This window comes from Streptomyces sp. NPDC091682 (assembly GCF_044756625.1).
In the GTDB taxonomy this organism is placed as follows: Bacteria; Actinomycetota; Actinomycetes; order Streptomycetales; family Streptomycetaceae; genus Streptomyces.
On the sequence record NZ_JBIVTH010000006.1, the window covers coordinates 407,564 to 433,870 of the forward strand.

The 26,307-nt window shown below is 72.7% G+C and carries 21 protein-coding genes; 17 read left to right on the plus strand and 4 right to left on the minus strand.

Annotated features, from left to right (window positions below; translation table 11 throughout):
* Positions 1-113: 113 nt before the first annotated feature.
* The 9 genes from ACIQK6_RS17185 to ACIQK6_RS17225 all read left to right on the plus strand — a co-directional run bounded on the left by ACIQK6_RS17185 (position 114) and on the right by ACIQK6_RS17225 (position 12,528).
* Positions 114-1,559, plus strand: coding sequence for an aldehyde dehydrogenase family protein (locus tag ACIQK6_RS17185; RefSeq protein WP_402695014.1), 1,446 nt, complete (start codon positions 114-116; stop codon positions 1,557-1,559).
* A 342-nt stretch (positions 1,560-1,901) separates the two neighbouring features.
* Positions 1,902-3,836 carry an acyl-CoA dehydrogenase family protein gene (locus tag ACIQK6_RS17190; protein ID WP_329098785.1) on the plus strand — a complete coding sequence of 645 codons (1,935 nt, stop codon included), beginning with the start codon at positions 1,902-1,904 and terminating at the stop codon, positions 3,834-3,836.
* A gap of 89 nt (positions 3,837-3,925) precedes the next feature.
* Complete coding sequence (locus ACIQK6_RS17195; RefSeq protein WP_402695015.1) at positions 3,926-5,251, plus strand: hypothetical protein; 1,326 nt, start codon at positions 3,926-3,928, stop codon at positions 5,249-5,251.
* Between the two features lie 20 nt (positions 5,252-5,271).
* Positions 5,272-6,525: a 1-deoxy-D-xylulose-5-phosphate reductoisomerase gene (gene dxr / locus ACIQK6_RS17200; protein ID WP_328788498.1), complete on the plus strand. Its 1,254-nt coding sequence runs from the start codon at positions 5,272-5,274 to the stop codon at positions 6,523-6,525.
* Positions 6,522-7,823: a site-2 protease family protein gene (locus ACIQK6_RS17205; protein ID WP_329098783.1), complete on the plus strand. Its 1,302-nt coding sequence runs from the start codon at positions 6,522-6,524 to the stop codon at positions 7,821-7,823. Before dxr ends, ACIQK6_RS17205 begins: the two co-directional genes overlap by 4 nt.
* Before the next feature lie 175 nt (positions 7,824-7,998).
* Positions 7,999-9,156, plus strand: a complete 1,158-nt coding sequence (ispG, locus tag ACIQK6_RS17210; protein WP_030651122.1) for a flavodoxin-dependent (E)-4-hydroxy-3-methylbut-2-enyl-diphosphate synthase — start codon at positions 7,999-8,001, stop codon at positions 9,154-9,156.
* Positions 9,157-9,315: 159 nt separating this feature from the next.
* Positions 9,316-10,158, plus strand: a complete 843-nt coding sequence (locus tag ACIQK6_RS17215) for a GNAT family N-acetyltransferase (protein ID WP_329107597.1) — start codon at positions 9,316-9,318, stop codon at positions 10,156-10,158.
* Positions 10,159-10,245: 87 nt separating this feature from the next.
* Entirely contained in the window at positions 10,246-10,788 is a 543-nt protein-coding gene (locus ACIQK6_RS17220; protein ID WP_329098782.1) for a GNAT family N-acetyltransferase, read from the plus strand.
* Between the two features lie 42 nt (positions 10,789-10,830).
* Complete coding sequence (locus ACIQK6_RS17225; protein WP_329098781.1) at positions 10,831-12,528, plus strand: proline--tRNA ligase; 1,698 nt, start codon at positions 10,831-10,833, stop codon at positions 12,526-12,528.
* Between the two features lie 176 nt (positions 12,529-12,704).
* On the opposite strand, the gene ACIQK6_RS17230 is transcribed toward ACIQK6_RS17225, so the two are convergent.
* Genes ACIQK6_RS17230 through ACIQK6_RS17245 form a run of 4 tightly spaced genes read right to left on the minus strand, consistent with a single transcriptional unit; the run spans position 12,705 to position 15,668 of the window.
* Complete coding sequence (locus ACIQK6_RS17230) at positions 12,705-13,700, minus strand: slipin family protein (protein WP_402695016.1); 996 nt, start codon at positions 13,698-13,700, stop codon at positions 12,705-12,707.
* A 42-nt stretch (positions 13,701-13,742) separates the two neighbouring features.
* Positions 13,743-14,645, minus strand: coding sequence for an aminoglycoside phosphotransferase family protein (locus ACIQK6_RS17235; protein WP_402695017.1), 903 nt, complete (start codon positions 14,643-14,645; stop codon positions 13,743-13,745).
* A 16-nt stretch (positions 14,646-14,661) separates the two neighbouring features.
* Positions 14,662-15,129: a ferritin-like domain-containing protein gene (locus ACIQK6_RS17240; protein ID WP_402695018.1), complete on the minus strand. Its 468-nt coding sequence runs from the start codon at positions 15,127-15,129 to the stop codon at positions 14,662-14,664.
* Positions 15,126-15,668 (minus strand): hypothetical protein, encoded by a 543-nt coding sequence (locus ACIQK6_RS17245; RefSeq protein ID WP_329098777.1) that lies wholly within the window; start codon positions 15,666-15,668, stop codon positions 15,126-15,128. The genes ACIQK6_RS17240 and ACIQK6_RS17245 overlap by 4 nt, the downstream gene beginning before the upstream one ends.
* A 167-nt stretch (positions 15,669-15,835) precedes the next feature.
* On the opposite strand from ACIQK6_RS17245, the gene rimP reads away from it, so the two are divergent.
* From rimP to ACIQK6_RS17285, 8 genes are all read left to right on the plus strand, one after another.
* Positions 15,836-16,348, plus strand: a complete 513-nt coding sequence (gene rimP, locus ACIQK6_RS17250) for a ribosome maturation factor RimP (protein ID WP_402695019.1) — start codon at positions 15,836-15,838, stop codon at positions 16,346-16,348.
* A 2-nt stretch (positions 16,349-16,350) separates the two neighbouring features.
* On the plus strand, positions 16,351-17,361 hold the full coding sequence (gene nusA, locus ACIQK6_RS17255; protein WP_329098776.1) for a transcription termination factor NusA: 1,011 nt from the start codon (positions 16,351-16,353) through the stop codon (positions 17,359-17,361).
* A 145-nt stretch (positions 17,362-17,506) separates the two neighbouring features.
* Positions 17,507-17,794 (plus strand): YlxR family protein, encoded by a 288-nt coding sequence (locus ACIQK6_RS17260; RefSeq protein ID WP_329098775.1) that lies wholly within the window; start codon positions 17,507-17,509, stop codon positions 17,792-17,794.
* A gap of 149 nt (positions 17,795-17,943) precedes the next feature.
* On the plus strand, positions 17,944-21,063 hold the full coding sequence (gene infB / locus ACIQK6_RS17265; protein ID WP_329098774.1) for a translation initiation factor IF-2: 3,120 nt from the start codon (positions 17,944-17,946) through the stop codon (positions 21,061-21,063).
* Positions 21,064-21,223: 160 nt separating this feature from the next.
* Entirely contained in the window at positions 21,224-21,517 is a 294-nt protein-coding gene (locus ACIQK6_RS17270) for a DUF503 domain-containing protein (RefSeq protein ID WP_150259788.1), read from the plus strand.
* A 28-nt stretch (positions 21,518-21,545) separates the two neighbouring features.
* Positions 21,546-21,998, plus strand: coding sequence for a 30S ribosome-binding factor RbfA (rbfA, locus tag ACIQK6_RS17275; RefSeq protein WP_030161465.1), 453 nt, complete (start codon positions 21,546-21,548; stop codon positions 21,996-21,998).
* Positions 21,995-22,903 carry a tRNA pseudouridine(55) synthase TruB gene (gene truB, locus ACIQK6_RS17280; protein WP_202199460.1) on the plus strand — a complete coding sequence of 303 codons (909 nt, stop codon included), beginning with the start codon at positions 21,995-21,997 and terminating at the stop codon, positions 22,901-22,903. The genes rbfA and truB overlap by 4 nt, the downstream gene beginning before the upstream one ends.
* A gap of 243 nt (positions 22,904-23,146) precedes the next feature.
* Positions 23,147-26,254 carry a serine protease gene (locus tag ACIQK6_RS17285; protein WP_402695020.1) on the plus strand — a complete coding sequence of 1,036 codons (3,108 nt, stop codon included), beginning with the start codon at positions 23,147-23,149 and terminating at the stop codon, positions 26,252-26,254.
* The last annotated feature ends 53 nt before the right edge of the window (positions 26,255-26,307 follow it).

The following is a 26,307-nucleotide window of genomic DNA, read 5'->3' on the forward strand; positions in this document are numbered from 1 at the left end:
CGGCGAAGCGCGACGACCCGCCGCTCCATCAGGGACAAACGCCGAAACGTCGACGGAGTTCTACGGTGGAGGGGTCAGGACCCACCGCACACTTCCGAAGGGCCGGGATTCGCATGACTTCCACCCACGCCTTCTGGCTCGCCGGCCGCCAGGCCACCGGCGAGGACAGCTTCGACGTCCACTCCCCGTGGGACGGCCGCCTGGTCGCTGCCGTCAGCGTACCCACCGACGAGCAGGCCGAAGAGGCCGTGGCCGCGGCGTACGCCGTGACGGCGGAGTTCTCCGCGACCCCCGCCCACGTACGGGCCGCGGCCCTGGACCACGTGTCCAAGCGGCTCGCCGAGCGCACCGAGGAGATCGCCCAGCTGATCTCCGCCGAGAACGGCAAGCCCGTCAAGTGGGCCCGCGGTGAGGTCGGCCGTGCGGTGTCCGTGTTCCGCTTCGCCGCCGAAGAGGCCCGCCGCTTCAACGGTGGAGAGGCCCAGCGCCTCGACACCGACGCCGGTGGCGTCGGCCGTCTCGCCCTGACCCGCCGCTTCGTCAAGGGCCCGGTCCTCGGCATCGCCCCGTTCAACTTCCCGCTGAACCTGTGCGCCCACAAGGTGGCCCCGGCCATCGCCGTCGGCGCGCCGATCATCCTCAAGCCCGCCCCGGCCACGCCCCTGTCCGGGCTGATCCTGGGCGAGCTGCTCGCCGAGACCGACCTCCCGGCCGGCTCCTGGTCGGTCCTGCCCGTCGCCAACGACAAGATGCCGGCCCTGGTGAAGGACGAGCGCCTGCCCGTCATCTCCTTCACCGGCTCCGACACCGTCGGCTACGCCATCCAGCAGTCGGTGCCCCACAAGCACTGCACCCTCGAGCTCGGCGGCAACGCCGCGGCCGTCGTCCTGGACGACTGGTCCTCCGAGGCCGACCTCGACTGGGCCGCGACCCGCATCGCGACCTTCTCGAACTACCAGGCCGGCCAGTCCTGCATCTCCGTGCAGCGCGTGATTGCCGACGCCTCCGTCTACGACCGCCTCGTCGAGAAGGTCGTCGAGAAGGTCCAGGCCCAGGTCACCGGCGACCCGTCCGACTCCGCCACCGACGTCGGCCCTCTCGTCTCCGAGGCCGCCGCCCAGCGCGTCGAATCCTGGGTCGACGAGGCCGTGGCCGGCGGAGCCAAGCTGCTCACCGGCGGCAAGCGCGCGGGTGCCTCGTACGAGCCCACCGTCCTGGCCCACGTGCCGGACGGCGTCAAGCTCGCCACCGAGGAGGTCTTCGGGCCGGTCCTGACGCTGAAGAAGGTCGAGAACACCGACGAGGCCTTCGCCGCCGTCAACGACTCGAAGTTCGGTCTGCAGACCGGCGTCTTCACCCGCAACGTCCAGACCGCGTTCCGCGCCCACCGCGAGCTCGAGGTCGGCGGCGTGATCATCGGCGACGCGCCGTCCTACCGCGCCGACCAGATGCCGTACGGCGGCGTCAAGCAGTCCGGTGTGGGCCGCGAGGGCGTCCGCTACGCGATGGACGACTACACGTACGAGCGGGTCCTGGTCCTGACCGGCCTCGACATCTGATTTCGTACGGCCCAAAAGCCGACGGCCGGAGCCCACTGTGCGGGGGCTCCGGCCGTCCCCTTTTTCTTCGGGGCTCGGTTCGCCTCCGGGGCGCCCCTGCCGGCTCCAGGGCGTCGTGCGTCCTCGGAATCGCTCGTTCCTCGCGGTTCCTGCGGGGGCGCGCCGTCCTTCGCCGGCGCGCCCCCTCGGCTCACCCGCCCGGGCGTAGCCGGGCGGGCGGGCCGGATTTCCCCCGCTCGGACGGCTCCGGCTTTTCCCGGCGGGCCGGAGAGGGTACGACTCACAGGTAGCACCGGCCAGTAGGCCGGTACCACCGACTCCGGCGGCGAGGTGAGTCCCCTCATGTCCGCAACACAGCCCAAGGTGACCGAGCGCGAGGCACGGCAGGTCGCGGAGGCGGCCCGGGAACAGGATTGGCGCAAACCCAGTTTCGCCAAGGAACTGTTCCTCGGACGCTTCCGGCTCGACCTGATCCACCCCCATCCGCTCCCCGCCGACGAGGACGTCCGGCGGGGCGAGGCCTTCCTGGCCCGGCTGCGGGAGTTCTGCGAGACCCGCATCGACGGGGCCCGCATCGAGCGCGAGGCGAAGATCCCCGACGAGACCGTGCGCGGTCTCAAGGAGCTCGGCGCCCTCGGCATGAAGATCGACCCCAAGTACGGCGGTCTCGGTCTCACCCAGGTCTACTACAACAAGGCGCTGGCCCTCGTCGGCTCGGTGAGCCCGGCCATCGGGGCCCTGCTCTCCGCCCACCAGTCGATCGGCGTGCCCCAGCCGCTGAAGATGTTCGGCACGCAGGAGCAGAAGGACGCCTACCTGCCCCGCTGCGCCACCACCGCCATCAGCGCCTTCCTGCTCACCGAGCCCGACGTGGGGTCCGACCCGGCGCGCCTGGCCACCACGGCGGTCCCGGACGGCGACGACACGTACGTGCTCGACGGCGTGAAGCTGTGGACGACCAACGGGGTCGTCGCGGACCTGCTCGTCGTGATGGCCCGCGTCCCGAAGTCCGAGCACCACCGCGGCGGGATCACCGCCTTCGTCGTCGAGGCCGACTCGCCCGGCATCACCGTCGAGCACCGCAACGCCTTCATGGGCCTGCGCGGCCTGGAGAACGGCGTGACCCGCTTCCACCGGGTACGGGTCCCCGCGGCCCAGCGCATCGGTGCCGAGGGCGCCGGACTCAAGATCGCCCTGACCACGCTCAACACCGGCCGACTGTCCCTGCCCGCCATGTGCGTCGGCGCCGGAAAGTGGTGCCTGAAGATCGCCCGCGAGTGGTCCGGCGTCCGCGAGCAGTGGGGCCGGCCGGTCGCCCGGCACGAGGCGGTCGGCGCCAAGATCTCCTTCATCGCCGCCACCACCTTCGCCCTCGAAGCGGTGGTCGACCTCGCCTCCCAGATGGCCGACGAGGACCGCAACGACATCCGCATCGAGGCCGCCCTCGCCAAGCTCTACGGCTCCGAGATGGCCTGCCTGATGGCCGACGAACTGGTCCAGATCCGCGGCGGGCGCGGCTTCGAGACCGCCGAGTCCCTGGCCGCCCGCGGCGAACGCGCCGTCCCCGCCGAGCAGATGCTCCGCGACCTGCGCATCAACCGGATCTTCGAAGGCTCCACCGAGATCATGCACCTGCTGATCGCCCGCGAGGCCGTCGACGCCCACCTCTCGGTGGCGGGCGACCTCATCGACCCCGAGAAGGCACTCGGCGACAAGGCGAAGGCGGGAGCCCGCGCCGCCGGGTTCTACGCCCGCTGGCTGCCCAAGCTCGCCACCGGCCCCGGCCAGGTCCCCGGCACCTACCGCGCCTTCCACCCCGGCGGCCACCCCGACCTCTCCACCCACCTGCGCTACGTGGAGCGCAGCGCCCGCAAACTCGCCCGCTCGACCTTCTACGCCATGTCCCGCTGGCAGGGCCGGATGGAGACCAAACAGGGCTTCCTCGGCCGGATCGTCGACATCGGCGCCGAGCTCTTCGCCATGAGTGCGGCCTGCGTCCGCGCCGAGCACCTGCGGGCCACCGGCGCCCACGGCCGCGAGGCCTACCAGCTGGCCGACGCCTTCTGCGAGCAGTCCCGGCTGCGCGTGGAGGAGCTCTTCGGTCGGCTCTGGTCCAACACCGACGACCTCGACCGCAAGGTGGTCGCGGGCGTCCTGTCCGGCACCTACGCCTGGCTGGAGGAGGGCGTCCTGGACCCCTCCGGCGAGGGCCCCTGGATCGCGGACGCGACACCCGGACCCTCAACACAGAAAAACGTGCACCGCCCCATCCGCTGACCTGCGATCATCGCCGGACGTCGGACAGACGTACGAGGATGAGTACGAGTACTGGTACCCGTACGAGCACAGCGCGAGGCGGACGAACGATGCCGACGGCCGAGGAAGACCGCACCAGCCGACGGTTGGCCTGGTGCGTGGCGCACCTGCTGCGCCACGCACCGGACGACATCGTCACCGACATGATCGGCAGGCTGGACGAGCCCACCCGCAAGTACCTGTGCCGGGACGAGTGGCTGTCGGCCTCGACCGTCACCCTGCTGCTGCGCCACGGCGGCGCGGCCGACCGGACCTTCATCGCGCGCAACCCCCGGGTCGTGGGCCGGCCGCTGCCCGGTCTGCCCGGACCCACCCGCTACGCCCACCGCCGCACACCGCCCGAACTCCTGCCGGTGCTCCGCACCGAACTCGGCAGGGACCCCGACGAGGGGCCGCTCGACGCGGCCGAACTGGCGGGCCTGCTGCGCCGGCACGGCAGGCGCGGGCCGCGGGTCCCGCTGGACGTCCTGGCGCTGCGCCACCGGCCGGACCCGGAGGCGCTGCTCGCCGAGCACCTCCGCGAGCCACTGCCGCCCGGCTCGGTCGAGGCCCTGCTGCTCGTCGCGAACCTGCCCCTGGAGACCGTCCTCGCGTTCCTGGCCGCCCCGGCGCCGCCGCACGGGCGCTCCTGGCACCGGCCCGCCGTCCGCGCGGTGCGGATGGGAGCGGTCACGCACGAGGAACTCGTCGCGCACGTCGCCCCCGCGCACCGCACCCTGCTGCTCGCCCGCCTCCCCGACACCCACGGCCTGCGCTGGACCCTGCCCGAACAGGCCGGCATGCAGACGGCCGTCCTGCGGGCCCTGCGCCCGCTGGGGGACGATCCCCGCCTGTGGGCCGAGCTGCTGAGGCACGCACCCGGCTACCGGGGCCCGCTGCCCGCGCTGGTCGCCGCCCTGACCGACGCCGCCGTGCCCGAGGCGGCCGATGCCGGTGCGCCGGGCCCCGACCTGGTGCGCGCGGTGCGCCACCTGGCCCCGACGGCCGTCGAGCCGTACGGGGGCGTGGAGCGCGAGCTGGCCCTGACGAGCCTCGCGGTGCCGATGGACCGTGTCGACGAGGACATCCGCTGGGTGCGCGACTGCATCGACCGCGGCCTGCTCACCGGCCGTGACGTGATCCGGCACAAGCTGCCGGCCTGCTGGGCCCTGGACCAGGACCACTGGCTCGGTGACGTGGACCATCCCGACCGGCACGACCGCCCCGCGGCCGTCCTCGCCTCCCACGCCGAGGCCGACCAGCTCCTGGCCCTGGCCCTCGACGAGGACCCCGAGGCTTGGTGGAACGTCGCCCGGACGCTCCCGGAGTTCGCCGGAACCCTCCCGCACCTGCTGCTCCGGGTAACGGAAGGGGGCTCCGTGTCCGGCCGCTCATGACTTGCGGCAACAATGGGGGCATGAGCGACCGCCCAGCCCCCCTCGCCGACCCGCACCTCCTCTTCGACCCCGCGGCCGGCCTCCGGGACATCGTCATCCTCGGGTCCACCGGGTCCATCGGGACCCAGGCCATCGACCTCGCCCTGCGCAACCCGGACCGGTTCAGGGTCACCGCCCTGTCCGCCGCCGGCGGGCGGGTGGAACTGCTGGCCGAGCAGGCCCGGCTGCTGCGGGTCAAGACCGTGGCCGTCGCCCGCGAGGACGTCGTACCGGCCCTGAAAGAGGCGCTGAGCGCCCAGTACGGGCCGTCCGAGCCGCTGCCCGAGATCCTGGCCGGTCCGGACGCCGCGGCCGAGCTTGCCGCCTCCGAGTGCCACACCGTCCTCAACGGCATCACCGGTTCCATCGGCCTCGCGCCGACCCTGGCCGCACTGCGGGCCGGCCGGACCCTGGCCCTGGCCAACAAGGAGTCGCTGATCGTCGGCGGCCCGCTGGTCAAGGCCCTGGCGAAGCCCGGCCAGATCATCCCGGTGGACTCCGAGCACGCGGCGCTCTTCCAGGCGCTCGCCGCCGGCACCCGGGCCGACGTCCGCAAGCTCGTGGTGACCGCCTCCGGCGGGCCCTTCCGAGGCCGCACCCGCGCAGAGCTCGCGAGCGTGACCGTCCAGGACGCGCTCGCGCACCCCACCTGGGCCATGGGCCCGGTGATCACGGTCAACTCCGCGACCCTGGTCAACAAGGGGCTGGAGGTCATCGAGGCGCACCTGCTCTACGACATCCCCTTCGACCGCATCGAGGTCGTGGTCCACCCGCAGTCCTACGTGCACTCGATGGTGGAGTTCACCGACGGCTCCACGCTCGCCCAGGCCACCCCGCCGGACATGCGCGGCCCGATCGCCATCGGCCTCGGCTGGCCCGAGCGGATCCCGGACGCGGCCCCCGCCTTCGACTGGACCAAGGCCTCCACCTGGGAGTTCTTCCCGCTGGACACCGAGGCCTTCCCGTCGGTCGGCCTCGCCCGGCACGTGGGCACCCTCGGCGGCACCGCCCCGGCCGTGTTCAATGCGGCCAACGAGGAGTGCGTGGAAGCATTCCTGGCAGGTCGGCTGCCGTTCACAGCAATCATGGATACGGTCTCTGCCGTGGTCGACGAGCACGGGACGCCTGAGTCGGGAACCTCCCTGACGGTCCAGGACGTCCTTGAAGCAGAGGCCTGGGCCAGGGCCCGGGCGCGGGAGATGGCGGCTCGGGCCGCCGTGGAGGCGCGCGCATGACACTACTGATGACGGTGCTCGGGGTCGTGGTCTTCGCGGTCGGCCTGCTGGTCTCCATCGCCTGGCACGAGCTGGGGCACCTTTCCACGGCCAAGATCTTCGGCATTCGCGTGCCGCAGTACATGGTGGGCTTCGGTCCGACCATCTGGTCGCGGAGGAAGGGCGAGACCGAGTACGGGATCAAGGCCATCCCGATGGGCGGCTACATCCGCATGATCGGGATGTTCCCGCCCGGCGAGGACGGCAAGGTCACCGCACGCTCCACCTCGCCGTTCCGATCGATGATCGAGGACGCGCGCTCGGCCGCGTACGAGGAGCTCCAGCCCGGGGACGAGAGCCGGCTCTTCTACACGCGCAAGCCGTGGAAGCGCGTGATCGTGATGTTCGCCGGCCCGTTCATGAACCTGATCCTGGCCGTGGCGATCTTCCTCACGACCCTGATGACCTTCGGGCTCAACACTCAAACCACCTCGGTCGCCACCGTCTCGGACTGCGTCATCCAGCAGAGCGACAAGCGCGACAAGTGCGCCCCCGGCGACCCGGCCGCCCCCGCCAAGGCCGCGGGCCTCAAGGCGGGCGACAAGATCGTCGCCTTCAACGGCCGATCGGTCGGCGACTGGTCCGCCCTGCAGAAGAACATCCGCGCCACCGTCGGCCCCGCCACGATCACGGTCGAGCGGGCCGGACAGCGCGTGGACCTCAAGGCGAACCTGATCGAGAACAAGGTCGCCAAGACGGACGGCAACGGCCGGTACGTCAAGGACGAGTACGTCACCGCGGGCTTCCTCGGCTTCGCCCCCGCCTCCGGCTACGTCCCGCAGTCCTTCGGCCAGTCCGTCGACCGCATGGGCGAGATGATGCAGGCCGGCGTCCAGTCGCTGGTCGAACTCCCGACCAAGGTCCCCGACCTGTGGAACGCGGCCTTCAACGGAGCCGAGCGCAAGCAGGACAGCCCGATGGGCGTCGTCGGCGCGGCGCGGGTCAGCGGTGAGATCTTCACCCTCGACATCCCCGCCCAACACCAGCTGGTCTTCTTCCTCAACCTGCTGGCCGGCTTCAACCTGTCGCTGTTCCTGTTCAACATGCTGCCGCTGCTCCCGCTCGACGGCGGACACATCGCCGGCGCCCTGTGGGAGTCGATCCGGCGCACCGTCGCACGGATCTTCCGGCGTCCCGATCCCGGACCGTTCGACGTGGCGAAGCTGATGCCCGTCGCGTACGTGGTCGCGGGCCTGTTCATCTGCTTCACCCTGCTGGTGATGGTCGCGGACGTGGTCAACCCGATCAAGATCACCTAGTTTGCGGGGGTCGTACCCCAGACGTACCGGAGCCGGGCACGGATCGTGCCCGGCTCCCTACGTTCGGGTGCCACACCCCCTCGGATGCACGGCCCGCCCCCGGGTTGGCGTAATCTCGAAGCCTGGAGCCCGCCGATCTCGGGACCTTGATCCACACCTTGGGGTTGCACAGCAGATGACTGCCATCTCTCTCGGAATGCCGGCCGTGCCGACGAAGCTTGCCGACCGCAGGGTCAGCCGCAAGATCCAGGTCGGCAAGGTCGCCGTCGGCGGCGACTCACAGATCTCCGTGCAGTCGATGACCACCACCAGGACCTCCGACATCGGGGCGACGCTCCAGCAGATCGCCGAGCTCACCGCCTCCGGCTGCGACATCGTCCGGGTGGCGTGCCCGACCCAGGACGACGCCGACGCGCTCGCCGTGATCGCCAAGAAGTCGCAGATCCCGGTCATCGCCGACATCCACTTCCAGCCGAAGTACGTGTTCGCCGCGATCGACGCCGGCTGCGCCGCGGTCCGCGTGAACCCGGGCAACATCAAGCAGTTCGACGACAAGGTCAAGGAGATCGCGAAGGCCGCGAACGAGACCCGCACGCCGATCCGCATCGGTGTGAACGCAGGCTCCCTCGACGCCCGGCTGCTGAAGAAGTACGGCAAGGCCACCCCCGAGGCGCTGGTCGAGTCCGCGCTGTGGGAGGCCTCCCTCTTCGAGGAGCACGGCTTCGGCGACATCAAGATCTCGGTCAAGCACAACGACCCGGTCGTCATGGTCAACGCCTACCGCCAGCTCGCCGCCGCCTGCGACTACCCGCTGCACCTGGGCGTCACCGAGGCCGGCCCCGCCTTCCAGGGCACCATCAAGTCCGCCGTCGCCTTCGGCGCGCTGCTCTCCGAGGGCATCGGCGACACCATCCGCGTCTCCCTCTCCGCCCCGCCGGCGGAGGAGGTCAAGGTCGGCATCCAGATCCTGGAGTCCCTGAACCTCAAGCCGCGCCGCCTGGAGATCGTCTCCTGCCCGTCCTGCGGCCGCGCCCAGGTCGACGTCTACAAGCTGGCCGAGGAGGTCACGGCGGGCCTCGAGGGCATGGAGGTCCCGCTGCGCGTCGCCGTCATGGGCTGCGTCGTCAACGGCCCCGGCGAGGCCCGCGAGGCCGACCTCGGCGTCGCCTCCGGCAACGGCAAGGGCCAGATCTTCGTGAAGGGCGAGGTCATCAAGACCGTCCCCGAGTCGAAGATCGTGGAGACCCTCATCGAAGAGGCCATGAAGATCGCGGCGCAGATGGAGGCCGACGGCATCACCAGCGGCGAGCCCACCGTCGCCATCGGCGTCTGATTCCCCGGCCCGGCCCGGGCCCCCGCCGTCAGTGGCCCCGGCACCGTTCCCGCAGTTCGGGGGCGGTCCGGGGCCCTTTCGTGACCTCGGACGCGGCATCCCCGGGCCCCGCCGGGTACAGTGCGGAGATCAGTAGACGCGCATGGTGAGGCCCCAGTGTTGACGCAGACCACCACCCGGGTCCTTGAGCCCAGTGATCTCGACGCCGCGATGGAAATCCTCGGACGCGAGCCGGTCGAGAACGCTTTCGTCACCTCCCGGGTCCAGGTCGCCGGACTCGACCCCTGGCGCCTGGGCGGCGAGATGTGGGGCTGGTACGCCGACGGCGAGCTCCGCGCGCTCTGCTACGCGGGCGCCAACCTGGTCCCCGTCTGCGCCGGACCTGACGCCGTGCGCGCCTTCGCCGACCGGGCCCGCCGTACCGGCCGCCGCTGCTCCTCCATCGTCGGCCCCGCCGAAGCCACCCGACTGCTGTGGCAGCTCCTGGAGCCCAGCTGGGGCCCGGCCCGCGAGATCCGCTCCCACCAGCCGCTCATGGTCATCGAGCGTCCGTCCACCACCGTCGAGCCCGACCCGCAGGTCCGCCGGATCCGCAAGGACGAGATGGACCTGATCATGCCCGCCTGCGTGGCCATGTTCACCGAGGAGGTCGGCATCTCGCCGATGGCCGGTGACGGCGGGCTGCTCTACCAGGCCCGCGTCGCCGAACTCGTCGCCAGCGGCCGTTCCTTCGCCCGCGTCGACGACGGCAAGGTCGTCTTCAAGGCCGAGATCGGCGCCGCCACCGCCCGCGCCTGCCAGATCCAGGGCGTGTGGGTGGACCCCGAGTTCCGCGGCCTCGGCCACTCGGAGACCGGGATGGCCGCCGTCGTCGAGTACGCGCTGCGGGACGTGGCTCCCGTGGTCAGCCTGTACGTGAACGATTTCAACACCGCCGCGCGGGCGGCCTACCGCCGCGTGGGCTTCCGCGAGGTCGGTGCGTTCATGAGCGTGCTCTTCTGACACCCGACCGCACCTGATCCGGACGGCGGGCGACGGACCTCGGCCGGGGCATTCCGGCAGCCCCGTACCGCGAAGTAAGGTCGCCGCATGCTGCCTTCCGGAGTCCGCATCGGTCCCCTCGACCTCGCCGCCCGCGTGGACGAGGCGCTGCGCGTGCAGGCCGTCGCCTTCGGCCTCAGCGAGGAGGAGGTCGGCATCCGGCGGTACATCGTCCAGCGCCACATGACCTGCCGCGGCGCCCGTGCCCTCGGGGCCTTCGCCGAGGACGGCGCCCTCACCGGATTCGTGTACGGGATGCCGAACGACCGCAGCCACTGGTGGTCCACCATCGTCGAGCCCTACTTGCGGGCCGGCGGGCACGACGACTGGCTCGACGGATCCTTCGTGATCACCGAACTGCACGTCCACCCCGGCTTCCAGGGCCACGGCGTCGGCCGCACCCTCATCACCGGCATCACCGACGCCGCCGCCGAGCCCCGCTCGATCCTCTCCGCCATCGACACCGAGAGCCCCGCCCGCGGCCTCTACCGGGCCCTCGGCTACCACGACCTCGCCCGCCAGGTCCACTTCCCGAGCGCGAGCATGCCGTACGCCGTCATGGGCGCCACCCTGCCGCTGAGCAGGCCCTGAAACCCGTACCGCGGGCCTCCGGGCCCCCGGTAATCTCCCGACATGTCTACGCAACACGTCCAGCGCATGTCCCGCCTCATGGCCAAGACCCTCCGCGAGGACCCGGCCGACGCCGAAACCCTCAGCCACCGACTCCTGGTCCGCGCCGGCTACGTCCGGCGCAGCTCGGCCGGGGTCTGGACGTGGCTGCCGCTCGGCAAGAGGGTCCTGGACAACGTCTCGCGCGTCGTCCGCGAGGAGATGGACGCGATCGGGGCCCAGGAGGTGCTGCTCCCGGCCCTGCTGCCGAAGGAGCCGTACGAGGTCAGCGGACGCTGGTCGGAGTACGGGGACCTGCTGTTCCGGCTCAAGGACCGCAGGGGCGCGGACTACCTGCTCGGGCCGACGCACGAGGAGGTCTTCACCCTCGTCGTGAAGGACCAGTGCACCTCCTACAAGGATCTGCCGGTCATGCTGTACCAGATCCAGACCAAGTACCGCGACGAGGCGCGGCCCCGGTCCGGGGTGCTGCGCGGACGCGAGTTCCAGATGAAGGACTCGTACTCCTTCGACGTGTCCGACGAGGGGTTGGAGGAGTCCTACCGGCTCCACCGCGAGGCGTACGTCCGCATCTTCGAGCGGCTCGGCCTGGACCACCGGATCGTGTCCGCCGTGTCGGGCGCCATGGGCGGATCGGCGTCGGAGGAGTTCCTGGCCCCGGCCGAAGCGGGGGAGGACACCTTCGTGGACTGCCCGTCCTGCGACTACGCGGCGAACACGGAGGCCGTGACCTTCGCCCTGGCCCCCATCACCACGGAGCACCCGGCGGTGGAGGAGGTGGACACCCCGGACACCCCGACGATCGAGACCCTGGCCGCGCACCTGGGCGTGCCCGCCTCGGCGACGCTGAAGAACCTCCTGGTCAAGGTCGACGGCGAGATCACGGCCGTGGGCGTGCCGGGGGACCGGGAGGTGGACCTCGGCAAGCTGGGCGAGCACCTGGCCCCGGCGGTCGTGGAGCTGGTGACGGCCGAGGACTTCGAGGGCCGCCCGGACCTGGTACGCGGCTACGTGGGCCCGCAGGGCCTGGAGAAGGTCCGCTACCTGGCCGACCCGCGGGTCGCGCCCGGCACGTCGTGGGTGACGGGGGCCAACCGCGCGGACACGCACGCCCGCAACGTGGTCTGCGGGCGGGACTTCGAGGTCGACCGGTACCTGGACGTGGTGGTCGTGGAGCCGGGCGACCCCTGTCCGTCCTGCGGGGCCGGCCTGAAGCTCGACCGGGCCATCGAGATCGGGCACATCTTCCAGCTGGGCCGCAAGTACGCGGACGCCTTCGGGCTGGACGTCCTCGGCCGCGAGGGCAAGCCGGTCCGGGTCACGATGGGCTCCTACGGCATCGGAGTCTCCCGCGCGGTGGCGGCGCTCGCCGAGCAGACGGCGGACGAGCGCGGCCTGTGCTGGCCCGCGGCGGTGGCTCCGGCCGACGTCCACGTGGTGGCGGCGGGCAAGGCGGTGCCGCTCGCACTGGCGGAGGAGGCGGCGACGGCACTGGCCGCGGCGGGTCTACGGGTGCTGCTGGACGACCGCCCCGGCCTGTCGCCCGGCGTGAAGCTCACGGACGCGGAACTGATCGGCGTGCCGTGGATCCTGGTGGCGGGCCGCCGCTCCGGCGACGGGGTGGTCGAACTCCAAGGCCGTGCGTCGGGCACCCGCGAGGAACTTCCGATGGCCGAAGCCCTCGCCCGCCTGACCTCGTAACACGGCAGCGGCCCGGCTTCGCGGGGCTCCGCCCCGGACCCCGCGCCCCACACGCCGGCGAGGCCGGATCTCGGCCGAGGCCGAGCGATTTCAGCCCGTCCGGCGTTTGAGGACCGGGTGCGGGTGGAGCTCGGGGAACGGCGGAAGGGTGGGTCGGGGACGGCTCCGCGCAGCGGCTACTCGCGCAGCCCGTCCCGCTCCTGCTCCGGCGGCGCGTCCAGCATCAGGCCGTCCAGGCCGTCCGCCGCGCCGTTGAGCGCGTCCGGAGCCGGGGCCGCGTCGACCGCGCCGTCGACCCCGGTCGGAGCAGCCGGGGCCCCGTCGATCGCGTCATCGACCTCGGCCGGCCCGGGGCCTTCGGAAGCCGGGCCGGCCGGGGCCGGTTCCTGCCGCGCGGGCGCCGCCGCAGGCGGAGGGGCCGAGCGCTCGAGGAAGCGCAACAGCTCCACCGGGAACGGCAGCACCAGCGTGGAGTTCTTCTCGGCGGCGACCGCCACGATCGTGTGCAGCAGGCGCAACTGCAACGCCGCCGGCTGTTCCGACATGACCTCCGCCGCCTCGGCGAGCTTGTGCGAGGCCTGGAGCTCCGCGTCCGCGTTGATCACACGGGCCCGGCGCTCACGGTCCGCCTCCGCCTGCCGGGCCATCGACCGCTTCATCGTCTCCGGCAGCGAGACGTCCTTGATCTCGACCCGGTCGATCTGCACGCCCCAGCCCACCGCCGGGCTGTCGATCATCAGCTCCAGGCCCTGGTTGAGCATCTCCCGGTTGGACAGCAGATCATCCAGGTCCGACTTTCCGATGATCGACCTGAGCGAGGTCTGCGCCATTTGCGAGACGGCGAAGCGGTAGTCCTCCACCGCCACGATTGCGCTCGCCGGGTCGACGACCTTGAAGTACACGACCGCGTCCACCCGCACCGTGACGTTGTCCCGGGTGATGCCCTCCTGCGCGGGCACCGGCAGCGTCACGATCTGCATGTTCACCTTGCGGAGCCGCTCCACGAAAGGAACGATCGTCGTGAAACCGGGCCCGCGGACCTCCTCGCGCAGCCTGCCGAAGCGGAAGACCAAGCCCCGCTCGTACTGCTTCACCACCCGGGCCGCGGCGCCCACGTAGACCGCGACGCCCACACCCGTGGCGATGGCCGCTGTCAGCAGTTCTTCGACCATGACGGCCCCCTGCCGGACATACCTTCCTACCTACGGTATGCCCTACAGCCAGGCCGCGAACTCCAGCAGCAGCTCCGCGTCCCGGCGCCGCCCGACGGCCAGCGCGCGGTTGCCCGACTCCACCGCCCGGAACAGCGTCCAGCCCCGCAGCCGCTCCCGGTCCACGTCCAGCGCGTCCGCCAGCTTGTTCACCCGGCGCCGGGCCCCCGCCGCCCCCGCCGAAGAGGCCACCTGGTCCTCCAGCCGGTCGCGGACCAGCCGCGCCAGGTCGTACGCCCGCTCACCGACCAGCGGATCGGGGCCCACCGTCAGCCACGGCGCCCGCTCGCCCGCCAGCACCTTGCCCTGCCGGAAGTTCCCGTGCAGCAGCAGCTCCTCCGGCGGGGCCGCCACCAGCTCCGCCCGCATCGCCAGCGCGGTGTCCGCCAGGGCCCGGGTCTCCGCCGGTGCCGCCCGCAGGGCCGCCGACTGCCACTCGGTGCGCTCCGCCACCGTCTCCCACCCGTGCCCGGCCGGCGGCGCCACCCACAGCCGGCGCAGCGTGCCGCTCGCCTCCAGCAGGGCCTTCGCCTCCGGCAGGGACCGCAGGGACACCTCGGGGTGCAGCCGTTCCAGCAGCAGCGCCCCGTCGTCGTCGTGATGCCGCGAGTCGAGGACCCGTACGGCCCCGAAACCGCCCCAGTGGGCCAGCGCGGCCAACTCGCGGTCGGGCCGGGCGTGCGGCGGGGCCAGTTTCAGCGCGGCCGGGGTCCCGTCGGCGTACGTGACGAGGACCACCAGGCTGCTGCGGCCGCCCGGGGCCTGCACCCGCCGGGCCTCCACCCCGCGCCGGGACAGCGCGGCCTCGGCGAGTCGGGGCAACTGCCCCAGCCAGTCCTTGTCCTGCGCCGATTCCGGCATCTCGCCGAGCGCCCGTACAAGCCGCTGCGGCGGTTCGAAAGCCATGCGTGCGTGGTCCCTTTCAGCTGTGCTGGGCCCGTTGCGCCTCGTCAGCGCGTTCCGTGAGCCCAGGGAAGGCTACGCCGACACCACGCCAGCGTGCCGCGCGCACTGCCGCCGCGCTCAGCGCGTCGGCCGCCTCGCGGCGCAGCGGACCCTCTGCCGCGCGCACCAGATCGGAGTACGCGCCGGCCACCCGGTCCTCGATCTCGGCGGCCAGCCGCTCGGCGTCGGCCGGGCTGCGGACCTCGAACGGCAGGGCGTACGCGGCCTCCGCGGGCCGGGGCGCGCCGCCCAGCTCCCGTACGGTCCGGGCGAGCGCGTCGCGCCGAGCGAGGTGCCCGCCGTACGCCTCCCGGGCCTGCGCGGCACGGGCACCGGCGGACCGGGCACCGATCACCCCGTAGCCGTACGCGGCCGCGTGCTCGGCGGCGAGCGCGGCCTGGGCGGCGTCCAGGACCCGGCCGGCGGGGGAGGGGTCGGGCTTCACGAGGTGGCTCCGGGGGTCGAGGTCAGCAGGTACGCGTGTACGGCGCCGCAGGCGGCCACCGACGCCAGCAGCCGGGCCAGCTCCCCGGGGGCGCCGGCCAGGTCGATGGTCCGGGACTCGGACAGGCTCCGCTCGGCGTCCGCGAGCGCGGTCAGGGCCTCGTCGGGCTTCGGCGGCACCGGATCGCCGCTCGCCGCGGGCGCGGCGGCCCCCGTACCGCCGGACGGGGACGGGGAGGGGGACGGCGGTGCCGTACGGGTGGGGGACAGGGCCGCGGCGTGGGCGGCGACGGCGGCGCGCAGCGGAGCGAGCCGCGCGGCCAGGGCCGGATGGGCGGCCGCCGTGGCGTCGTAACGTTCCAGCAGCCGCGTGCTGTCACGAACGGCCGTCTCCCGCATCCGCCGTTCGAGTGGAATCGTCAGGGCGGCGCCGGTCGGGAGGTCGCCGGAACACCCGGTCAGCAGCGCGGCGCCGGCCGCGCCGGCCACACCGGCGAGCAGGGTCCTGCGCGAGGGTCTCGAAGGCGGGGTCCAGGACACGGCGACGTCCTCCGGGTGATGGCGGGGCAGGTGGCGGGGCAAGGTGTGATCACGGTACCCGGGGCCCTGTCCACAGGGCGGACGGCAACACCCTCCGACACCGGATACCCTTTGACCTGACACACGACGGAAACCACAACAGCACACGCGGCCGAGGAGTCACCCGGATGAGCACCACCCAGAGCGACAGGCTGCGCGGACTGCTGGAGCCGCTCGTCGCCGCCAAGGGCCTGGACCTCGAAGAGATCGAGATGTCGCGGGCGGGCAAGCGCCGGATGCTGCGGATCATCGTGGACTCCGACGAGGGCGTGGAGCTGGACGCGTGTGCCGAGCTGAGTCGCGAGGTCTCCGACAAGCTCGACGAAACCGATGTGATGGGTGAGGACGAGTACGTCCTCGAAGTCAGCTCGCCGGGCGCCGACCGCCCGCTGACCGAGCACCGTCACTACGTACGGGCCATCGGTCGCCTTGTGAAGTTCCAGCTGTCCGCCGAGGGCGAGAAGGGTGCCGGGGAACTGGTCGCCCGGATCCTCGACGCCGACGACGAGGGCCTGGACCTCGAAGTGCCGGGCGTGAAGGGCCGCAAGGCGACCGCCCGCCGCATCGCATTCACCGACATCGCCAAGGCGCGTGTCGAGATCGAGTTCAACCGCAAGGACAAGAAGGAAGAGGAGGCGTAGCCGTGGACATCGACATGAGTGCCCTGCGGGGTCTGGTCCGGGAGAAGGAGATCTCCTTCGACCTGCTCGTCGAGGCGATCGAGTCGGCCCTCCTCATCGCGTACCACCGGACCGAGGGGAGCTTCCGCCGCGCTCGCGTCGTGCTGGACCGCACCAACGGTCACGTGGTCGTGTGGGCGACGGAAGACCCGAGGGACCTCGAAGAGGGGCAGGAGCCCAAGGAGTTCGACGACACCCCGTCGGACTTCGGCCGGATCGCCGCGACGACCGCCAAGCAGGTGATCCTGCAGCGTCTGCGCGACGCCGAGGACGACCTGACCTTCGGCGAGTTCGCCGGCCGTGAGGGCGACGTCATCACCGGCGTCGTCCAGCAGGGCAAGGACCCCAAGAACGTCCTCGTCGACATCGGCAAGCTGGAAGCCATCCTGCCGGTGCAGGAGCAGGTGCCCGGCGAGGAGTACACGCACGGTCTGCGCCTGAAGGCGTACGTCGTGCGGGTGGCGAAGGGCGTCCGCGGTCCGTCCGTGACCCTTTCGCGGACCCACCCCAACCTCGTGAAGAAGCTCTTCTCGCTGGAGGTCCCGGAGATCGCCGACGGCAGCGTCGAGATCTCGGCGATCGCCCGTGAGGCCGGTCACCGCACCAAGATCGCCGTCCGGTCCACCCGTTCGGGCCTGAACCCGAAGGGTGCCTGCATCGGCCCGATGGGCAGCCGCGTGCGCAACGTGATGGCCGAACTGCACGGCGAGAAGATCGACATCGTCGACTGGTCGGACGACCCGGCGGAGATGGTCGCGAACGCGCTGTCACCCGCCCGGGTGAGCAAGGTCGAGGTCGTCGACTGGGACTCCCGGTCCGCCCGGGTGACCGTTCCGGACTACCAGCTGTCGCTGGCCATCGGCAAGGAAGGCCAGAACGCCCGCCTCGCCGCGCGGCTCACCGGCTGGCGCATCGACATCCGTCCCGACACCGAGGCGTCCCCGGACGCCGACCGGGGCCGGGCCGGGGAATAAACCGGTACCCTCCGGGCTTCCCCGGAGGGTAGACAGGGTGCACGGCCGCTGCTCCGGCAGCGGATACAAGACAACACGACAACCGTTCGATCTTTCCCCCGCGACGTGCCGGGGGAGAGGTCGGTGCGGGGAGGTAGACTTAGGCGTGTCTGGCCGGACGCAAGCCCGCGCATGCCCCGAACGCACCTGTGTGGGGTGTCGGGAGCGAGCGGCCAAGAACGATCTGCTGCGCGTCGTGGCGGACGGGGACGCATGCGTCCCCGATCCACGCGGTACGCGGCCGGGACGGGGTGCTTACGTGCACCCCGCCGTGGTCTGCCTCGACCAGGCGATTCGCCGCCGTGCGTTCCCCCGGGCCCTTCGGTCCGCCGGAGCGCTCGACACGGAGAACCTGCGCAATGCCGTGGCCCGTGAGGCCGGGGCCACACCGTAAAGAAGTAGTACGGCACGGATACCCCGTGCGGTCAGGTACCTCGCGAGTTGGAAGTAGGTCGAGATTGCGATGAGCACTCGATGAGTACGCGATGAGTACGCCCATGAAGTAGCGACGGTCCGGCGTAACCCGGACCTAAAAGGAGCGAAGTGGCTAAGGTCCGGGTATACGAACTCGCCAAGGAGTTCGGGGTGGAGAGCAAGGTCGTCATGGCCAAGCTCCAAGAACTCGGTGAATTCGTCCGTTCGGCGTCCTCGACGATCGAGGCGCCGGTTGTACGCAAGTTGACTGACGCACTGCAGGGGCCCGGCGGCAACGCCGGCAAGTCCGCTGCAAAGCCCGGCGCGCCCCGCAAGGCCGCGCCCGCCAAGCCCGCAGCGCCCTCCCCGGCCGCTGCGGCACGTCCTGCTGCCCCGAAGCCCGGTGCACCGGCCCCCAAGCCGGTCGTCGCCGAGGCTCCGGCCGCAAGCACCCCGGTGACTCCGGCCGCCCCCGGCCCGCGTCCCGGCCCGAAGGCTCCGGCCGCCCCGAAGCCCGCTCCGGCGGCGCCCGTGGCGACCGAGTTCTCCGCGCCTCCGGCGGCTCCGGCCGCCCCGGCGCGCACCGAGCGTCCCGCCGCGGCTCCCGGCCCCCGTCCGGCGCAGCAGCGTCCGGGCCAGGGTGGCCAGGGCGGTGCCCGTCCCGGCGCCCCGCGCCCGGCCGGTGCCACCCCCGGTGCCCAGGCGCCGCGTCCCGCCGGAGCCCCCGGCTCCCAGGCGCCGCGTCCGCAGGGTGCCCGTCCGGCGGGTCCCCGTCCGGGCAACAACCCCTTCACCTCCGGCGGCTCCACCGGCATGGCGCGCCCCCAGGCGCCCCGTCCGGCCGGCGCGCCCCGTCCCGGCGCCCCCGGTGCCGGTGGCGGCCAGGGTGCTCCCCGCCCGCAGGGTGGTCCCGGCGGCGCTCCGCGTCCGCAGGGTCCCGGCGGCGCCCGTCCGACCCCGGGCGGCATGCCGCGTCCGCAGGGCGGCGCCCCGCGTCCGGGCGGTGCTCCCGGCGGTAACCGTCCGAACCCGGGCATGATGCCGCAGCGTCCCGCTGCCGGTGGTCCCGGTCCCCGTCCCGGTGGCGGCCCCGGTGGCCGTGGTCCCGGTGCCGGCGGTCCGCGTCCCGGTGGCGCAGGTCGTCCCGGTGGCGGCGGCTTCGCCGGCCGTCCGGCCGGTCCCGGCTCGCGTCCCGCGGGCGGCGGCGGCTTCGGCGGTCCGCGTCCCGGTGGCGGCGGCTTCGGCGGCGGTCCGGCCGGCGCCGGTGGCGGCGGTCGTCCCGGCTTCGGCGGGCGTCCCGGTGGTCCCGGTGCCCGTGGTGGCACGCAGGGTGCCTTCGGCCGTCCCGGCGGTCCGGCCCGTCGCGGTCGCAAGTCGAAGCGTCAGAGGCGCCAGGAGTACGAGGCCATGCAGGCCCCGTCCGTCGGCGGCGTGATGCTGCCGCGCGGTGGCGGCGAGACCGTGCGCCTGTCGCGCGGTGCCTCCCTCACCGACTTCGCGGAGAAGATCAACGCCAACCCGGCGTCGCTCGTCGCCGTGATGATGAACCTCGGCGAGATGGTCACTGCCACGCAGTCCGTCTCCGACGAGACCCTCCAGCTCCTCGCGGGCGAGATGAACTACCAGGTTCAGATCGTCAGCCCGGAGGAAGAGGACCGCGAGCTCCTCGAGGGCTTCGACATCGAGTTCGGCGAGGACGAGGGCGGCGAGGAATTCCTCATGCCGCGTCCGCCGGTCGTCACCGTCATGGGTCACGTCGACCACGGTAAGACCCGCCTGCTCGACGCCATCCGCAAGACGAACGTCGTCGCGGGCGAGGCCGGTGGCATCACCCAGCACATCGGTGCCTACCAGGTCTCCACCCAGGTCAACGACGAAGACCGTCGCATCACCTTCATCGACACCCCGGGTCACGAGGCGTTCACCGCCATGCGTGCCCGTGGTGCGAAGTCGACCGACATCGCGATCCTCGTGGTCGCGGCCAACGACGGCGTCATGCCGCAGACGATCGAGGCGCTCAACCACGCCAAGGCCGCCGGCGTCCCGATCGTCGTCGCGGTCAACAAGATCGACGTCGAGGGTGCCGACCCGACCAAGGTGCGCGGTCAGCTCACCGAGTTCGGTCTGGTCGCCGAGGAGTACGGCGGCGACACGATGTTCGTCGACATCTCCGCCAAGCAGGGTCTGCACATCGACTCCCTGCTCGAGGCTGTCGTCCTCACCGCCGACGCCTCGCTCGACCTCCGCGCCAACCCGGAGCAGGACGCTCAGGGTATTGCGATCGAGTCCCACCTCGACCGCGGCCGCGGTGCCGTCGCCACCGTCCTCGTCCAGCGCGGTACCCTCCGCGTCGGCGACACGATGGTCGTGGGCGACGCCTACGGCCGAGTGCGCGCCATGCTCGACGACAAGGGCAACAACGTCGAGGAAGCGGGTCCGTCGACCCCCGTCCTGGTCCTGGGTCTCACCAACGTCCCCGGCGCCGGCGACAACTTCCTCGTCGTGGACGAGGACCGTACGGCCCGTCAGATCGCCGAGAAGCGTGCTGCGCGCGAGCGCAACGCCAACTTCGCCAAGCGCGTCCGCCGGGTGTCCCTGGAAGACCTCGACTCGGTCCTCAAGGCCGGTCTGGTCCAGGAACTCAACCTCATCATCAAGGGCGACGCGTCCGGTGCGGTCGAGGCCCTCGAGTCCTCGCTGCTCCAGCTCGACGTCGGCGAAGAGGTCGACATCCGCGTCCTGCACCGCGGTGTGGGTGCGGTCACCGAGTCCGACATCTCGCTGGCGATGGGCTCCGACGCCATCGTCATCGGTTACAACGTCCGTGCGGCCGGCCGTGCCGCACAGATGGCGGACCGCGAGGGCGTCGACGTTCGCTACTACTCGGTGATCTACCAGGCCATCGAGGAGATCGAGGCGGCCCTGAAGGGTCTCCTCAAGCCGGAGTACGAAGAGGTCGAGCTCGGTACGGCGGAGGTCCGCGAGATCTTCCGCTCGTCCAAGCTGGGCAACATCGCCGGTGTCCTCATCCGGTCCGGCGAGGTCAAGCGCAACACCAAGGCGCGGCTCCTGCGCGATGGCAAGGTCATCGCCGAGAACCTCACCATCTCCGGTCTGCGCCGCTTCAAGGACGACGTCACCGAGATCCGCGAGGGCTTCGAGGGTGGTATCAACCTCGGTTCCTTCAACGACATCAAGATCGACGACGTCATCGCGACGTACGAGATGCGCGAGAAGCCGCGCGCGTAAGCGCGGGGCACATCGCACCGTGTCGTAGCTCGTCACACCGGGGCCGGTCGGCGGAATATCCGTCGATCGGCCCCGGCCGTTGCGTGTACGGTTCTGGTGACCCTGCCGAGCGACGGCCGGCAGGCCACCGAACCCGCACCGGCGGGACATCCGGAACTGCATGTACGTGGGGACTCTGTCCTTCGATCTGCTCCTCGGCGACGTTCACTCGCTGAAGGAGAAACGCTCCGTGGTCCGGCCCATCGTGGCCGAGCTCCAACGCAAGTTCTCCGTGAGCGCGGCTGAAGTGGGCGACCAGGACCTGCACCGCAGGGCCCGGGTAGGGGTCGCTCTGGTGAGTGGGGACGCGGGGTTCCTCTCGGACGTGCTCGACCGCTGCGAGCGGCTGGTCGCGGCGCGTCCGGAAGTGGAGCTGCTGTCCGTACGACGGCGCCTCCACGGTGATGAAGACTGATAGCAAGACATAAGAAGGAGACGGACCAGTGGCCGACAATGCGCGGGCGAAGAAGCTGGCGGACCTCATCCGGGAGGTGGTGGCGGAGAAGCTGCAGCGCGGAGTCAAGGACCCCCGCCTCGGTACGCACGTGACCATCACGGACACCCGGGTCACCGGCGACCTGCGGGAGGCCACGGTCTTCTACACGGTCTACGGTGACGACGAGGACCGCGCCAGCGCGGCAGCGGGCCTGGAGAGCGCCAAGGGCGTACTGCGCTCCGCGGTCGGCCGGGCGGCGGGCACCAAGTTCACGCCCACCCTGACCTTCGTGGCGGACGCACTCCCGGAGAACGCCAAGACCATCGAGGACCTCCTCGAAAAGGCGCGGACCTCCGACGCCCAGGTGCGCGAGGTGTCCTCCGGCGCGCAGTACGCCGGCGACGCCGACCCGTACAAGAAGCCGGGCGACGAGGACGACGAGGACGCAGCCGCGGAATGAGCAACAACGCAGGGAAGACTCCGGACGGTCTTGTCATCGTCGACAAGCCGTCCGGCTTCACTTCGCACGACGTGGTCGCCAAGATGCGGGGGATCGCCAAGACCCGCCGCGTCGGCCACGCCGGCACGCTCGACCCGATGGCGACCGGCGTGCTGGTCCTGGGCGTGGAGAAGGCCACCAAGCTCCTCGGCCACCTCGCGCTCACGGAGAAGGAGTACCTCGGCACGATCCGCCTGGGCCAGGACACCCTGACGGACGACGCCGAGGGCGAGATCACCTCCTCCACGGACGCCACCGGGGTCACCCGGGAAGCCGTGGACGCGGGCATCGCCAAGCTGTCCGGCGAGATCATGCAGGTCCCGTCCAAGGTCAGTGCCATCAAGATCAAGGGGGTGCGCTCCTACAAGCGCGCCCGCGACGGCGAGGACTTCGAGATCCCGGCCCGGCCGGTGACCATCTCGTCGTTCCAGGTGTACGACATGCGCGAGGCGGAGGCCGAGGACGGCACGAAGGTCGTCGACCTCGTCGTCTCCGTCGTCTGCTCCAGCGGTACGTACATCCGGGCCCTCGCCCGTGACCTGGGCGCCGACCTCGGCGTCGGCGGGCACCTGACCGCGCTGCGCCGCACGCGGGTGGGCCCGTACAAGCTCGACAAGGCACGGACCCTGGACCAGCTCCAGGAGGAGCTGACCGTCATGCCCATCGGCGAGGCCGCAGCCGCGGCCTTCCCGCGCTGGGACCTGGACGCCCGGCGGGCCTCGCTGCTCGCCAACGGCGTGCGGATCGACATGCCGCAGGAGTACGAGGCCGGCCGCACGGTCGCGGTCTTCGGGCCGCAGGGGCAGCTGCTCGGGCTCGTCGAGAACAAGAACGGAAAGGCGAAGTCCCTCGCGGTCTTCGCCTGACGACCGGGTGTTGACGTGGAGCGGTGAGCGCACATGGACTGCCGCTCACCGCTCCACGACCCCCCTCGGGTAGGTCTCTATCCACCCGGGCCCCTCTATTCACCCGTCCGAGCAGGCGCTCGGAGTGATGGAGGGAGCGCAAGGGGGCGCTTTCGCCTCGCGTGCTTTTCGTGCTGATCTTCACCTGCCTACCGTCGTGAGCACGGGGCGTTGCGCGGGAGCAGTGCGGGGAGTGGTGCGGCCATGGCGGAGCTCGTCCAAATCTGCGATCCCGCCGGGCGGGTGCGCGGCAGCGGATTCGTCGCCGACGACCGCGGGACGGTGGTCACCGGTCACGAGGCCGTCGACGGGCTGACCCGGGTGGTGCTCCGCGCCCCGGGACCCGCCGGGCGGACCTGGCTGGCCGACGCGGCGGACGTGACCGCCCTGCCGGGGCTCGCGCTGGCGCTGGTACGGACCGACGGACTCGGGATGCGACCGCTCCCGGTGGCGCTGCGCGAGGCGATCGATCCCGGTACCTACGTACGGCTGCCCGCGCGGGGATGGCGGCAGGCGCGGGTACTGGGAAGCGTGCAGGTCAGCTACCTGGCGGCGGACCGGTCCCACGCGGTGCCCGGGGGCGCGGCCGTGGAGCTGGCGATCGGCACCGACGGCCGGGACGCACTGCTGCTGGGAGGGGAGGCCTGCGGGGGCCCGGTGCTCGACGCCGGGACCGGAGCGGTGCTCGCGGTGGTGGGCACCGCCCTGCGGGCGGAACACCGCTCCGGAGGATTCGCGGTGGCCCTGCGGGCAGCGGCCGACGCCGACCCGGACGGCCCCCTGACCGCACTGCTGGAGCGCAATGCCGCGACCGTGCCCGGCCACGGCGCCGACCTGAACCTCGCCGGGGCGCTGGAACTGACCGTGACCACGCTCGGTGCCCATGTCCCCCCGGACGGGCCGGAACCCGTGGAGCGCCCGGGCACCTCCGCCGAGCTGGCCGCCTTCACCACCGGGGACCGCCCGGTCCTCGGCCTCGTGGGAGACCCGGGCACGGGCCGCACCACGGTCCTGGCCGCCCTGGCCGTACGCCGCGCGCGGGGTGCCTGCCCGGCGCCGACCCTGTGGCTGCGCGGCGCGGACCTGCGCGCCACCGACACCTCCCTGGCCGACGCGGCGACACGGGCCCTGACCGAGGCGGCCCGGATCGTCGCGGCTGCCCACGCCCCCGGCGGGGCCCGGTGCGTGTCGGGGCGGCCCCCGGCCACCGCCGGGGCTGACCGGGTGCCGGAGCCCTTCTCGCTGCCCGACGCCGGCCAGCGCGCTGGTTCCGGCGGGGCCGGGTGCGTGTCGGGGCGATCCCCGCAGGGCGCCGAACGCACTGCCGCCCGACCTTCCGACCCCTCGTCACGTTCGGTGCCCGAGGAGACGCCCCGGCGCGCGCCCGGCCCCGCTGGAACCCCGCCCGCGCCGCGCACCCAGCTGGAGCCCGGCCCCGGCGGAACCACGCCGCCCGAGCGGCGCAGCCAACCGTCGGGAGCCGCAGCCCACCTCGCGCACGTGGTCGCCCGCGCCGGCCGCCCCCTGCTGGTCGTGCTCGACGCCCCGGAAGAGATGCCGCCGGAGCTCGCCCACCGGCTCGGACCCTGGACCACCGCCACGGCCCAGTGGCTGCACGCGACCGGGACCCGTCTGGTCGTCGCCGCCCGGCCCGAGTACTGGGAGGGCGCCGGCGCCCTCTACCCGCCCGCCGCGCTGCACACCCCGGCCCGGCCCGCCCGGCGGCTGCCACCCGCCCTCCCGCTCGCTGACCTCGACGCCACCGAGGCCGAGACCGCCCGGGCCCGCCTCGGCATCCCCGCGGACGCCGTCCGGGAGGCCGACGCCTGCCACCCGCTCACCCTGCACCTGCTCGCCGGGGTCCGGGCCGCCGAGGTCACCGCCGGTCGTCCCGGCCGCGACGAGGTCTTCGCCGCGCACGTGGACCTGCTGTGCCTGCGCACCGCCGTCCGCATCGCCGCGGCCGGTGCCGACGCAGGGGGCGCCCAGGTGCACGGGCCCGGGGTCAAACGGCTCGCGGCGCGCGTGGCCGGTCGGGTCCACGAGGCCGCGCGGCGCGCTCTGGGACCCGGACAGGGGCAGCTGGACCGGGCCTCCTTCGAGGAACTGTTCCCCTGGCGCACCGGCTGGGCCTCCGCCGTGCTCACCGAGGGACTGCTCGTACCCGCCGGGCCCGGCTACCGCTTCGCCCACGAGGAGCTGTCCGACTGGATCCAGGCCGGCCACCTGGACGTTCCGACGGCCCTCGGCCTGCTCGTCCACGGCCCCGCCGAGCCCGGGCCGCCCGTGCCCCGGCACCGCATCGGGCCCGTCCTGGAAGCCCTGCGCAGGCTCGCCCCCGACCGGCTGCGCGGCGAGCTCACCGGGCTGGTCCACCGGCTCAACCGTTTCACCGAGGAACCCGAGCGGGCCACCCCGGACCGCGCCTGGTGGGCCGCCCGGCTGCTGCGCGAAACCCTGCTCCGGGCCCCCGACGCCCGGCCCCACCTCCCCGTGTTGCACGCCCTCGCCGAGCACGTGGCCCGCGCCGGCCCGGGGGAGTTCGGCGGCTGGTTCTGGAACCGGCTGCGACTGCCCGAGCCCGACCGCCTCGACCTGCTGCGCCGGCTGCTGCCCGCCGACCCCGCCGAAGCGGTCCCCGGCGACCGCTACCTCGACGCCGCGGCCCGCCGCCTCGCCCGGGACCCGCAGCGCGCGCAGCCGCTGCTCTGCGCCTGGTTCACCGACGGGCGCCGGCTGCGCGGCCGGCCCGGGGCCACCGTCGCCACCGCCGCGCAGGCCCTGCTGCACACCCACCGGGGCCTCGCCGTGGACGACCTCACCGAGGCGCTCGTCACCGCCGCGCACCCGCGCGCCGACGAGCTGCTCGCCGTACTCGCCGAGGAGGAGCCCTCGGCCCTGTGCCGGGCCGTAGACCGCTGGGCGCACGACGAACGCCCGGGCCGGCGGGTCGCGGCCGCCACCTACGGGCTCGCCACCGCCCCGCACGTGCGCACCCCCGGCGACCGCGAGCTGCTGCGCCACGCCGCCCAGATGCTGCTCGCCCGCCCCGCCGACGCCACCCTGCACGCCAGTGCCCTCGCGATCCTGCTCCGCGACCCGCAGGCGCGCGGCCGCTACCTGCCCGACGCCCTCGCCTGCTTCCGCGATTCCGTGATCGGCTCCCGGTTGCCCGCGGCGGCGCTGGTCGCGGCCCTGCCCGTGCTGCCCGATCCGGGCGAGGTGTTCGCCGCCCTGCGGGCCCGGGCCGACGGGGAGGTGGTGCGCGCCCTGGCCGCGCTGACCACGCCGGGGCTGGCCCGGCGCCGGTGACCTCGTACGGGAGCACCTCGCGCGCAACCCCGGGGACGCGCCGCACGCCGCCT

What these genes read in the sequence shown, in the direction of transcription:
- ACIQK6_RS17225 (WP_329098781.1), top strand. Translation starts at nt 10,831, where the DNA reads ATGTCTACGCAACACGTCCAGCGCATGTCCCGCCTCATGGCCAAGACC.
- ispG (WP_030651122.1), top strand. Translation starts at nt 7,999, where the DNA reads ATGACTGCCATCTCTCTCGGAATGCCGGCCGTGCCGACGAAGCTTGCC.
- ACIQK6_RS17190 (WP_329098785.1), top strand. Translation starts at nt 1,902, where the DNA reads ATGTCCGCAACACAGCCCAAGGTGACCGAGCGCGAGGCACGGCAGGTC.
- ACIQK6_RS17230 (WP_402695016.1), bottom strand. Translation starts at nt 13,700, where the DNA reads ATGGTCGAAGAACTGCTGACAGCGGCCATCGCCACGGGTGTGGGCGTC.
- ACIQK6_RS17205 (WP_329098783.1), top strand. Translation starts at nt 6,522, where the DNA reads ATGACACTACTGATGACGGTGCTCGGGGTCGTGGTCTTCGCGGTCGGC.
- ACIQK6_RS17285 (WP_402695020.1), top strand. Translation starts at nt 23,147, where the DNA reads ATGGCGGAGCTCGTCCAAATCTGCGATCCCGCCGGGCGGGTGCGCGGC.
- rimP (WP_402695019.1), top strand. Translation starts at nt 15,836, where the DNA reads ATGAGCACCACCCAGAGCGACAGGCTGCGCGGACTGCTGGAGCCGCTC.
- ACIQK6_RS17270 (WP_150259788.1), top strand. Translation starts at nt 21,224, where the DNA reads ATGTACGTGGGGACTCTGTCCTTCGATCTGCTCCTCGGCGACGTTCAC.
- ACIQK6_RS17235 (WP_402695017.1), bottom strand. Translation starts at nt 14,645, where the DNA reads ATGGCTTTCGAACCGCCGCAGCGGCTTGTACGGGCGCTCGGCGAGATG.
- ACIQK6_RS17195 (WP_402695015.1), top strand. Translation starts at nt 3,926, where the DNA reads ATGCCGACGGCCGAGGAAGACCGCACCAGCCGACGGTTGGCCTGGTGC.
- dxr (WP_328788498.1), top strand. Translation starts at nt 5,272, where the DNA reads ATGAGCGACCGCCCAGCCCCCCTCGCCGACCCGCACCTCCTCTTCGAC.
- ACIQK6_RS17220 (WP_329098782.1), top strand. Translation starts at nt 10,246, where the DNA reads ATGCTGCCTTCCGGAGTCCGCATCGGTCCCCTCGACCTCGCCGCCCGC.
- ACIQK6_RS17185 (WP_402695014.1), top strand. Translation starts at nt 114, where the DNA reads ATGACTTCCACCCACGCCTTCTGGCTCGCCGGCCGCCAGGCCACCGGC.
- truB (WP_202199460.1), top strand. Translation starts at nt 21,995, where the DNA reads ATGAGCAACAACGCAGGGAAGACTCCGGACGGTCTTGTCATCGTCGAC.